This window comes from Colwellia sp. Arc7-D (assembly GCF_003061515.1).
Taxonomy (GTDB): domain Bacteria; phylum Pseudomonadota; class Gammaproteobacteria; order Enterobacterales; family Alteromonadaceae; genus Cognaticolwellia.
On the sequence record NZ_CP028924.1, the window covers coordinates 3,020,289 to 3,032,351 of the forward strand.

Consider the following 12,063-nt stretch of genomic DNA (forward strand, 5'->3'; position numbering starts at 1 on the left):
TCTAAAAATAGATATAACTTATTAATCTACTAGTTTCACGTTTGATCTAGTTAACTTGCTTAAAAGGATTTGAAAACAGCGTGAAGAGCAGAGGTAAGGTCACTAAAAGCGTAGACTTTCCGTACAAAACGAATATTTTATCGATCAGTTATACAAAAAAAAATGACCACAAAAGTGATGATTAGTCTTTAATTGGCATTAAAAATACGGGTACTTAAGTGTTTTAGCGCTGAGCAGGCGCTACAAATAAAATAGCATGTAGGAGCTTGGTACTAAGAAAAGTAGCAAGCCCCTACATTTATTATAGAAAATGTTTATTTTAGAAAAATTTATTGATGAAAAAGTTTGTTGAGAAAAACGTTAAGCGTTGCGTAGCCAACCATTTTCTACTGCCAAATCTATTTGTTCAGTAACATATGTCCATAGTTTAGGTGCTAAACCATCTAATAAATTATTACGCGCGATGACTTCAGATTTACTCACATTATGTTTCGCCCAGCTACCCCCATTATTTTTCATATTTTGTAATAAAGGTAAAACTCGGTCCATTGCTTTAGCAAATTTAGCATCGTTGGTTTCTGCTTCTTCAAACTCTAACCAAAGATTTAACGTTTCTTGATATTGTTGCTCAGGCAATAAACCAAAGATACGTTTTGCAGCGGCTAACTCTTTTGCTTCCTGCGCATCAAGCTCTGATTGTTTTGCAAATGCAAACGTGTCGCCTGCATCAATTTCAACGATGTCATGAATAAGTAGCATAATGGTAACTCGCGCTACATTTACCGGCTCTGATGCATAACCATTTAGTGTTTGCGCCATCAACGCTATGTGCCAACTATGCTCAGCACTATTCTCACGTCTGTTGTCATCTGATTTCACTGTCACTTGTCGGTACACAGCTTTAAGACGGTCTAACTCTAATATAAAATTTAATTGTTGCTCTAAATCTTGCATTATTACTCCTTATGAAAAGCTTTTACGGTGTTTATAACCACGTAAATGATATGGGGACGGTTAGGTCTAACAACAACCTTTTAACCTATTGAGTTTACTTTAAAATAGTTAAACATTCTTAGACTCCATCTGAAGTATAAAAAGTCGCTATATATTTATTTAATTATCTGCCTTGCGCTATTGAAAAATAAATTAATGTCCTAATATCTAGGTTATTCTCAGCAATTAAACTTTTCGGTATGTGGCGTTTTATAACAATATTTTTTATGTTATTTTTGCTAGCTCAAAATGCTAGTGCATTATCGATCTCAAAATACTCACAAGAGCCAACTCCACAGCATGTCAACACGGCTCAAAATGAACAACAGGTTAGTGTCGATTTAGACAGCCATCAGCCACAACATTTATTTAACTTACCTAGAATTAATACTTTTAGTCCTGCTACTTTTTCAATTGAGGCACAAACAGCGCCAATTTATGTCTTAGTGATTGAGTTTTTTAAAACTGAGAGTAGTGCTCGAGAGTTTAAAAATTTAGCGCCACCCCCAAACTTAATTAACTGGTTTGAACAATTAAATCATCACGCAAAATCATCACGTATTTCCGGCTGGAAAGACGGTAATTTTTTATACAGCGCAAAAACCACCTACCACAGCTAGTTCATTTAACTTCAGCAAAGCAATAACGATTAGTTTTATTGCCTGCACAAAAATCGACTATTTTACTTTTAAATAACTGATGCTAAGCCATCAGGCACTTATTGAATGCATTCTGCGTATAGCTGCGTTTTTAATACAGTGTTACACCAAGTTGATTAATGATTTGCTCACTTTTAATGTTTAACGTTAAAAAGTAGATCAATTAATTAATCAAATTGGGATTAATCGAGATTTCAAAATGAACACACGCAACAAGTCCAGCATAAAAAATATTAGCTGGCGAAATATGGTTATTTTTATCACGCTAATATTTATGATTATTAATGCCCTACCAAATTTATACCCTGATAAAACAAATATTCAGTTAATCAGTAATAACAGCAATATTGAACAAACGACACCAGAGCAATTAAACACACTGTTGCTTAACAATAACCTGGCATCAGAAAAAATAATAACGAATGCAACGGGCACAATAATTACGCTAGAAAATAAGTCAGACGAACAAGCCGCTAAAGAATTATTAAATACAGCATTTGCCGGTAAATATGTCATCAGTAGTACAGTATCAAACGAGGGTCCATCTTGGTTTAAGGCCATGAATATGGAACCTATAAAACTAGGGTTAGATCTTAGTGGCGGGGTTTTATTTGTACTTGATGTTGATACCGAGAGAGCTTTATTTGAACACATGAAAGGGCTTGGCACAGATCTAAAAACCCAAAGTATAGAAAAACGTATACGAGGCGTTAATGTAGCTCAAGTTAATAATTATTCTCTTGAAGTTAGCTTCCCTTCTGCCATGAAAAGTAAGCTTGAATTACTGCTGAGTGATATAACTAAACATTCACCTGAGTTAAGCACTAAAAACATAAGTAATACGCATATATCGCTACTTTACTCGCCTCAAGAGCAAGTAAACTTTAGACAAGCTACCATGAAGCAAACTCTAAAAACTATGCGTGGGCGTATTGAAGAATTAGGGATCACTGAAGCAATAACCCAACAACAAGGGAAAAATAGAATACGTATAGAACTACCCGGTGTGCATAACCCGGAAGAGGCTAAACGTATTATTGGTGCTACCGCAACACTGGACTTTTATCAACTCGCTGATGATTCAAATACGGCTGGCATGATACAAATGACAGATAGCAGCGGTCGTAAATTCAACTTAAATAGTAAAGTAGTGTTTTCAGGCAGTAGTATTAAAAATGCCCGTGCCGGACAAGATGAAATGGGTATGCCCTCGGTAAACCTGACTTTGGATAGCGTTGGCGGTAAAAAAATGTCGACCTTTTCGAAAGATAATATTGGTAAACCTATGGTGACTTTATTCTCTGAGTTTCACCGTAACAGTGATAATGAAATAGTTAAAAAGAGTAAAATCATTAATGTTGCGAATATCTCACAACATTTAGGCGCGCAGTTTAGTATTACCCATATGTCGAGCCCACAAGCAGCACAAGAATTGTCGCTATTATTACGTGCTGGCTCTTTAAATGCTCCTGTTACTATCGTAATGCAGCGCAATATTGAAGCAACACTTGGCGCTGACAATATTGATAATGGCATTAAAGCGTTGAGTATTGGCATTGCATTTACATTATTGTTTATGGCGGTTTGGTACCGCACTTTAGGGCTAATTGCTAATGTTGCTTTAGCGCTAAATTTAATCAGTTTATTAGGGCTCATGTCTTTATTACCTGGCGCTGTTTTAACCTTACCAGGTATTGCAGGCTTAGTTTTAACGGTTGGTATGGCGGTTGATGCCAATGTACTTATTTTTGAGCGAATTAAAGAAGAGTTAAGACGAGGACGTAAAGCGCTATCAGCCATTGAAGTTGGCTATAAAAGTGCCTTTGCGACTATTTTAGACGCCAACATTACCACCATGATCACCGGTATTATTTTGTACACTATAGGTTACGGACCGGTTAAAGGTTTTGCTATTATTTTATGTCTTGGAATACTCACCAGTATGTTTACTGGCGTATTTGTCGCAAAAACATTAACCAATATGGTCATTCGAGACAATAAAAATAAATTACTGGGGATTACATTAGACGATAACGTAAACGCTAAGTCCTTATCTGAGTCAACTTCAAAAGTAGCCACTAAAACCAAAGCGAAATCCCTTATCAATTCAGGAGCTAACTCATGAATAACACAAACATAAAATCAACATCGCGTATCAGTAAATTTCGTTTTGCTAGTTTCTATTTTGCAGCAGCCCTTATTACTATCTCATTATTAGGGTTATTTACAAAAGGCTTAAACCTTGGCTTAGATTTTACAGGAGGTTACTTAACTGAATTTTCAACAGAGCAATCGTTTGAGCAAGCAAACATGCAGCTGTTGCTGGGCAATTATCTATCACAAGACTTTCAATTATCATCAGCTGACAACGGCACACATTGGAGTGTTCGACAATCAGACAGCAACAGTGGTCAACAAAATAGCACTTGGTTAACTGAGTTTACTCAGCAAAGCGGCTTATCTATAACACCACAAGATGCAATGTATATTGGCAGCCAAGTCGGCGATGAACTTATCAACCAAGGGGCTTAGCCTTACTCACGGCGGCAATAGTAATTTTAGTGTACTTGTCGCTAAGATTTGAATGGCGACTGGCTGCTGGCTCGGTAGTTGCTCTTGTACATGATGTGATAGTGGTACTAGGTATATTCGCTTGGTTTAATATCTCCTTTGATTTAACCATTTTAGCGAGTTTATTAGCCATTATTGGCTACTCACTAAATGACTCCATAATCGTTGGGGATAAAGTCAGAGAAATCATGATAAGAAACAAGGATAGTGATATTGATAGCACAATTAACCATGCAATTAAATCAACCTTGGTGCGAACTTTAATCACCTCAGGTACCACGCTTGCTACGATTCTAGCGATAGGCTTGTTTGCTGGAGAGTCTTTACAGGGGTTTGCTATTGCATTATTTAGCGGTATTTTAGTCGGTACGTATTCATCAATTGCTATATCGGCAACCATTCCGCAATTGTTAGGTTTAAGCCCTGACCATTACCATAAACAAGCGCAAGAAATTTGTACCTTGCCTTAATGTAGTATGCACAGAGGTTACTCGTTATACCATTCATGAATAACGAGTAATGCCAAAATGTTAAACACCAAGAGTTAAGACCTAAGAATTAAGGCCTAAGAATTAAGGTCCAAGAGTTAAGACCTAAAGGATTTAATTGCTTCACTACAATAAACCAGTCACCCATTAGGTCTTAAGTTTGAGTATGTCGTTTTACAATGTAAAAATTTTAAATCTACGATGACAGTAAAATAAATAACAAATAACAAATAACAAATAACAAATAACAAATAACAGCTAAAGTTAACCCTGAGCTGAAGTATTAATCTTAATTAAAAAAACTCGCTAACCAATCAAAGGTTAGTACGGTGGTAAATATTTTCAGCCAGATTAAACCAATAAATAGGAGTATTAGTAATGCTTTGGTTTTTTTGCTTTTTATACTCTTCCAATACCGCCACTTTGCTTTAATCTCTTCTTTAACTTCATCTTTTTCTGTTTTCATTTTAGATTATCTCTCAGTGAAATATAGCGTAGCTTTACTTTATTGGATTTGATTGCTTACAGCAGGCTTTTCTACCTAAAATCAGTATTATGAAAAACAACCAATAATAACTTGCTGCACCTCCACTATAGCCTTCTCGATGCTCTACTTTAGCAATTTTTTCTTCTTTCACTCGTGTTTTAAATGTCGAAAGTTCAGCATCTAAAGTAATCGTCATATCTGAAACAGCCAAGCTAAATCCTTCGAGTGATTTTTGAATTAACGTGTCATCAACCCCTATTGCGGTAGTTCTTTTTTCAAGCTTATTTATACCTGGGGCTCTAAATAACATTTTTTTACTTTTAATATCAAAAACAGCGGTATCAACAAAGGTTTGAACCGAATTTTCATTACCCGGAATTATATACATTCCGACAATTGTCCAATATAAAAGCGCTGCGTTGTTTTCAAGTGACTGAGTTACTTGGTCATATGATACCAACGCCATAACATCGACATCATAAAGTCGGCCTACTTGTTCTAAAGTTGTAAAACCTTCTCCGCCATTAAGGTAAGTGCTTGGTATTATTTCAATACGATCAATATAATCATAATTGAGAAATGATTTTTTCACTTTTTCAAGTAGCTCTATTTGATCTTTATTATGAATACCATCTCTTTGCCAGTTTTTAGAAGGCACAAAAGCTAAACCCACTTTTACGGGCAGTGTTAACACTGGAATTTCTGGTTGATGTTCAGCTCGACTTGCATGGTTAGGGTAGAGAAAGTCCATCAAGCTACTTGATTGTGTTTTCTTCCCCGTGTTGTTGCTCATCAGAGAACTACATGACGCTAAGAATAAAGCGCTTAGCAGTATGATAAAAATTCTAGTTTTCATCGACATCCCTTTTTATTGTTATGAATAAAATTGAACTGATTTAATGATGATTTATCCTAACACGCCAAATAAATTAAAAAACTCAACGCATTAACAGATAGGAGTAGCGCTTTTAATCGGCAGCTTAGATCAAGATAAAGTAAGCAGATATTAATGTTAAAAAGGATAGATATCGGCATTACAATATCTATCCTTATGCGTTACATAATTAGAAAAGCCAACCGGTAGGATCAGGGTGTGCTGTTTTTGCATCTAGTGATTTCATCCCTTTTACACATCGTACAATAAGCCAAATAACCCAAAATAAAAGTACCAGCCAGCCGACAAGTATTATAGATAGAATTGAGCCTAGAATAATATACAAAGCACCTATCCAGAATGTTCTAATTTGAAATTGATAATGTGATTTAAGCCACTCTGGTGCATCAGATTTATTGATATAAGCCATGACTACACCAATAATGCCTGTGATACCAAAAAAGATCCCAACCATATACAGTATATAAACTATTTTAGCTGTGCCCTCGGTTGATGGTCCTTCGTTTATCACTACTTCACTCATCTATTTTTCTCCTTTTTTAAGATGAAATTTTTATCTTTTTATTTTATTTTAGCTTAGTGATACCAATTAACGCAGCAATAACACCACCAACCATACCACCCCAAGCTTCAATGGGTGTATCTCCGCTAACGACTCGGGTAACTTGAGAAGTTGCAGAATCATAAATGTTATAGCCCCATAATGCTAAAGCTACACCGACAATAATAAGTACTATACCAATAATTTTATTATTCATTTTCACTCCTAAATTGTATAAAGTTATAGTTAAGCCAACTTGTGTTATAAAAATATAACCTGACGACAATACTTTAAATTTTTAACAACACTAAAACACCATTGGTGTATTGTTATTAAAATAAATATACAGCGCTTACATAATAACTTCAATGACTTAGTTTTTTCCAAATATTCACTACACGCTAAATTTAGCTAAGTACTTTTTTTATTAAAAAAACCTTTAAGCATTTGAGTTTATGTTATTTTAAAGGTTTAAATAACAGACATTATCGACAAGCTATTTTTTTAATCGTTATGTTAGAAAGTTGCTAAGGATTACTATGGATTTAATGCAAGGTTTACTCATTATTACCTCAATTCACTTGTTGGCCGCGGCATCTCCTGGACCAGACTTTGTATTGGTGTCACAACAAACACTCTCTAATGGTAAGCAATCTGGCTTTATGGTGAGTATTGGTATCGCCTTAGGCTTATCGGTTCATATTATTTATTCTGCCTTAGGTTTAGCGGCGGTTATTGCTAATTCAGCAACAGCATTATGGCTAATAAAACTTATTGGCGGGTGTTATTTAATTTATTTAGGTATACAAGGCTTAAGAGCAAAACCTTTGGGTAAGACAGAAGATGCTAAGCTAAAGCAAGCAATTGCAAAGCATTCAAATGTTAAGGCTATTGTTAAAGGTTTTTTATGTAATGCGTTAAATCCAAAAGCGCCCATCTATTTTGTTGCATTGTTCACCGTGGTGTTATCGCCAGATTTACCACTATTACATTTGGTTATTTACGGTGTTTGGATGATGATATTACAACTACTGTGGTTTTCTGCTGTCGTAGTTTTACTTTCTAGACCCAGTGTAAATGAAAAATTTCAGCGATTAGGTCATTGGATCGATCGCGTGCTTGGCGGCGCTATGATATTAATAGGCTTAAAAGTGCTAACCAGTAAAATAAATTAGGTAATGAGAATGTCTGATACAACCGCAAAACAATACACTGACTTTAAATCGTTTTATCCTTTTTACTTAAGCCAGCATCAAAATATTATTTGTAGAAGGTTACACTTTATCGGCTCCAGCTTAATTATACTGATGCTTAGTTATATTTTATTAAGCTCTGCTTGGGTATTACTCTGGACTTTACCCTTATTGGGTTATGGATTTGCCTGGCTTGGACACTTCTTTTTTGAGAAAAATAGACCCGCGACATTTACCTACCCTATTTATAGCCTGCTAGGTGACTGGGTTATGTATAAAGATATGTTACTCGGTAAACTAAAATTTTAGCACTGCGCTGGACATACTCCAAAATAACTCAGCGTTTAATGATTGAACCTTAACTGATGAGAATATCCCTTTGAGTACTTATATTTCATTATTACGCGGCATTAATGTTGCGGGTCAAAAAATCATAAAAATGGCGGACTTGCGTGCGCTTTATCAAAAATTATCGTTTGAAAACGTACAGAGCTATATCCAAAGTGGAAACTTAATCTTTAACTATAAAGGCGATGGCATAAATGAATGCTCGCAACTGGCTAAAAGTATAAGCCAGCTTATTGCTAAGCAATATCATTTTGAGGTGCCGGTTATTGTTTTAACACCCGATGATTTGCAAAGTGCACGCTTAAACTTACCTTTTAAAGATATCGACCCTATTTCAGATGGCAGTAAAGTGCTGTTATGTTTTTTATCCGAGATCCCAACCAAGTCGATAACAGTATTATCGCCTTACATTAAAGCAAGTGAACAAATGGATCTTATTGGCAAGGTACTTTATTTACATTGTGAAGAAGGGTATGGCCGCTCAAAATTGACTCTGAGTAATATTGAAAAGCATTTAAATGTTCAGGCGACATCGCGAAATTTAAAAACTGTTGATAAGCTTATTACACTCACTAAAGATAATATCAACTAAGGTTTTATTGATAACAAGTTCACCGCAATAAAAGCCAGTGCCTAGTGAACTAAAACGTCTTCAGTTTTATAAGTATTTTCTCAAAAAATTATCGCTAAAATGAAAAAGATAAATATCCCCAGCTTTCAAACTGTCATTTAAAATAGCTTATTTTTCAATACGTCTTTAGATACAGTGTTCCAGTATCTATAAGTTAACTTAAATATTTACCATAATACTTGGTCTATTTCGTTGAGTAATTTTTGAGTGTAATTATTAATACTCGCCGTATCATTATGATTAATCGCTATTTCTAAATTGATGGCATATTCAGATAAATTGGCAAAACCAAACATTTGCGCAGCACCAGCAATACGATGCGCTAATTTCGAAAGCTTATCGTTGTCATGATTGTTTATATGTAAAACTAAGTCTTGCTGTTCTAACACCAGGTTAGATTTAAATTCTGTTACTAAATCTGACATATCAACACTGTTAAAGCTTTCATCGGCTTTTTCCTGCGTGATATTACCGTCGTAATATTTGGCAATGGTGGGAATAAAGATATTTCGCTCAATCGGTTTAGATAAATGACCATTAAAGCCCAACGATAAATAATGCGCTATTTCATGCGACATGGCATTGGCCGTTAATGCAATAATAGGGGTTTGAAAGCCTTTTTGCCGTAAAATTTTAAACGCTTCAATACCGTCCATTTCAGGCATTTGAATATCCATCAATACCAACGATGGTTGATGCTGTTTAAATAGCGTGATGGCTTCATAACCATTACGTGCGGTAATAACGTCTAAGCCTATCGAAGTAAGTAAGCGAGCAATAAGTCGACGATTGTCATTATGATCTTCAGCGAGTAAAATTGTACCTTTTAATTGTTGCTCGTTTATCGCTTTAGTTGTTTCATCAGACGATACTTTTATTTCATTACAATGTTCAGACATTGTTGCTTGGCAAGGTAGACTAAAAGCGAAAACACTGCCTTGGTTTAATTCACTCTCAACTTCAATTTTCCCTCCCATAATTTTAGCTAACTGGTCTGATAAACATAAACCTAATCCGGTACCACCAAAACGTCGATTAATACTACTATCACCTTGGGTGAAGCTTTCAAATAAGTTTTGCAATTGTGAGCTACTCATACCAATACCACTATCGGTGATTTTAAATATTAAGTGTGTTTCACTTTGGCTAATATTTAACTCTACATGTCCTTGTTGCGTAAATTTAATCGCATTGGCACATAAGTTGATCAAAATTTGTTTAACACGAAAGCCATCAATATTGATTAAAAATGGTTTAGGTAAGCAATGTACTATGTCAAATGTTAAGCCTTTAGATTTCGCCTGCAAACAAAACATATTGGCGAGTTCTTGTAATATGTTGTGTAAGTTTTGACTTTGTATTTCTAACTCAATTTTATTCGCTTCAATTTTACTTAAATCGAGAATATTATTCGTAAGCTCTAATAGATGTAAACTATTGCCAAGAATTATTTCAACCTCTTTATTTATATAAAACTCTTCAACATCACCATTAATAATAGCTTCAGCTTGGCCAATAACCGTGGTTAACGGTGTTCTGATTTCATGACTCATATTTGCTAAAAACTGGCTTTTAATATTATTAGCATTTTGTAACTCTTTCATTAAGTACTCAAGCTCTGTGGTGCGTTGTTTTACCTTTATTTCGAGTGCATTTTTCGAGCGACGTTCAATGATGCGATGGGTAATTAAAAAACCTATTAATAGCGTAGCAATAATGGCAATTATAATGATGGTACGTGCTTGTGATGAGCGCTCAGTTTCAAGCTCTTGTAAACGCTTTTGTTGCTTAAGTTGTTTAACTTCCTGCTTTAACTGTTTGGAGTTAAACAAGGCTAATTTAGAATTAAGTTCGCTATTCGATAATTCAAATTGTGCTTTTAAAAAGTCATACTGGCTAGTAATTGCTTTATAGTTTTGATGTTGCGCAGCATATATTAACGCTTGTAATGAAAGGTTATATTGTATCTGGTCTCTGTTTTTTCGTTTTACTGCAATGGTATTTGACTGCTCTACAAGGTCCATTGCTAATTGATACTTTCCTTGATAAAAATTTGCTTTAGCTAGGCTGTATAATGCCCCTGAATAAGCGTTATCATGGCCTTGCTCAATACTTAGGCGAATACTTTCCTTTGCATAGGCTGTTGCTTTGTCAATATTTTGTAGATCGTTTTGAAGTTCGGCTAAGTTATGTAAGACCGACGCCACATAGAAATCATCTTTATTTTCACGAGCAGAATTAAGCGACAAAAGCATATAATGCTCGGCCTTTTTATAGTCTCCTTGATACTTGTACGAGGTACCAATATCACCATACGCCATAACAAGGCCGCTTAAATCAGCAATTTTAGCGCGTCTTTCAATAACGTCGTGATACATGGCTATAGCAATATCAAAACGTTTTAACTCTAAATGAAAGCCCGCAATATTAAATTTAATGTCAATTTTATCTATTTCACTACCAAACTCTTGATATATTTTTTCCGCTTTTTGGTAGCTGAGTAACGCTTTTTCAAATTCACTGGTTACTGCGTGTACTAAGGCAATATTGTTGTGTAAATTGGCTTGAGCAATTGGCTCATCAATTGTCAGGTAATAATTAAGTGCCTGCTGATAAGCGTGAAGGGCCAGTTCATTGTTGCCATTGTAATAGGAATAAACACCTATTCTTTTATAAGCGTCTGCTTCAATTTGATTAAAGTGGAATTTATTAGCTAATGCTTGCTCTTTTTGAGCGACAACAATCGCATTTTCTAGTTGACCTAATTGATGAAGCACTCTACTTTTGCTTGCTAATACCGTCAGTTTTTGAAGTATTGGCAACGAGGCATCTTCGCTCAAGACAGTTATTAATTTCAAAGCTTCATTTTGATCAGCCATGTCCTCAATTTCTGTTAGTTGCTGAGTGAATTTTTCTTCTATCTGAGGGAGTGAGTTTTGCTTCTGACTGTGAGCGGTAAAACTGATGAGAAAGTTTACAAATAAAAACAATGAAGTAGCTAATACCCTGCTATTGGAAACCGTCATCTATGACACCTTTAAATACTTTATTTTTATTATCAAATGAATTACATGTAAGTTATAGCATTTTACGATTCTACTAACAACGCTGTATACAAATTGGCCTTAGCCTATTTAGCGCTGGCGTTAAACCGCCCAAAGCCTATTTATTAGTCTCCTTTGAATTAAGGGTTAATCCAAATGTAAATCTGTTACCTGCAACTTTGTTTACAGTTTTGATCAGCTTGGGGAAGCACT

Annotated in this window: 11 protein-coding genes and 1 pseudogene; 6 read left to right on the forward strand and 6 right to left on the reverse strand. The window is 35.2% G+C overall.

Features of this window, described 5'->3' with window-relative positions:
* Positions 1-360: 360 nt before the first annotated feature.
* Positions 361-954, reverse strand: a complete 594-nt coding sequence (locus DBO93_RS13110; protein ID WP_108456741.1) for an HD domain-containing protein — start codon at positions 952-954, stop codon at positions 361-363.
* 266 nt (positions 955-1,220) lie between these two features.
* Between DBO93_RS13110 and DBO93_RS13115 the strand changes: the two genes are divergently transcribed.
* From DBO93_RS13115 to secF, 3 genes and pseudogenes are all read left to right on the forward strand, one after another.
* Entirely contained in the window at positions 1,221-1,613 is a 393-nt protein-coding gene (locus tag DBO93_RS13115) for a hypothetical protein (RefSeq protein ID WP_162533788.1), read from the forward strand.
* Between the two features lie 238 nt (positions 1,614-1,851).
* Positions 1,852-3,777 (forward strand): protein translocase subunit SecD, encoded by a 1,926-nt coding sequence (gene secD, locus DBO93_RS13120; protein WP_108456743.1) that lies wholly within the window; start codon positions 1,852-1,854, stop codon positions 3,775-3,777.
* A pseudogene (secF, locus tag DBO93_RS13125) lies at positions 3,774-4,693 on the forward strand (protein translocase subunit SecF). Before secD ends, secF begins: the two are co-directional and overlap by 4 nt.
* 307 nt (positions 4,694-5,000) lie before the next feature.
* Here secF and DBO93_RS18790 read toward each other — a convergent pair.
* From DBO93_RS18790 to DBO93_RS13140, 4 genes are all read right to left on the reverse strand, one after another.
* Entirely contained in the window at positions 5,001-5,177 is a 177-nt protein-coding gene (locus DBO93_RS18790; protein ID WP_182254210.1) for a hypothetical protein, read from the reverse strand.
* Positions 5,178-5,211: 34 nt separating this feature from the next.
* Positions 5,212-6,054, reverse strand: a complete 843-nt coding sequence (gene rhlP / locus DBO93_RS13130) for a rhombotarget lipoprotein (protein ID WP_108456744.1) — start codon at positions 6,052-6,054, stop codon at positions 5,212-5,214.
* 208 nt (positions 6,055-6,262) lie between these two features.
* The gene (locus DBO93_RS13135; RefSeq protein WP_108456745.1) at positions 6,263-6,616 is read right to left on the reverse strand and encodes a hypothetical protein; all 354 of its coding nucleotides are present in this window, start codon (positions 6,614-6,616) and stop codon (positions 6,263-6,265) included.
* Positions 6,617-6,659: 43 nt separating this feature from the next.
* On the reverse strand, positions 6,660-6,851 hold the full coding sequence (locus DBO93_RS13140; protein WP_108456746.1) for a DUF3185 family protein: 192 nt from the start codon (positions 6,849-6,851) through the stop codon (positions 6,660-6,662).
* A gap of 322 nt (positions 6,852-7,173) precedes the next feature.
* On the opposite strand from DBO93_RS13140, the gene DBO93_RS13145 reads away from it, so the two are divergent.
* From DBO93_RS13145 to DBO93_RS13155, 3 genes are all read left to right on the forward strand, one after another.
* The gene (locus tag DBO93_RS13145) at positions 7,174-7,809 is read left to right on the forward strand and encodes a LysE family translocator (protein ID WP_108456747.1); all 636 of its coding nucleotides are present in this window, start codon (positions 7,174-7,176) and stop codon (positions 7,807-7,809) included.
* A gap of 9 nt (positions 7,810-7,818) precedes the next feature.
* A complete protein-coding gene (locus DBO93_RS13150) occupies positions 7,819-8,136 on the forward strand; it encodes a DUF962 domain-containing protein (protein ID WP_108456748.1) in 318 nt (105 codons plus the stop codon).
* Positions 8,137-8,206: 70 nt separating this feature from the next.
* Positions 8,207-8,767 (forward strand): DUF1697 domain-containing protein, encoded by a 561-nt coding sequence (locus DBO93_RS13155; protein WP_162533789.1) that lies wholly within the window; start codon positions 8,207-8,209, stop codon positions 8,765-8,767.
* Between the two features lie 206 nt (positions 8,768-8,973).
* Here the strand turns inward: DBO93_RS13155 and DBO93_RS13160 are convergent, their stop codons facing one another.
* Entirely contained in the window at positions 8,974-11,832 is a 2,859-nt protein-coding gene (locus tag DBO93_RS13160; protein ID WP_108456750.1) for a response regulator, read from the reverse strand.
* Between the last annotated feature and the right edge of the window lie 231 nt (positions 11,833-12,063).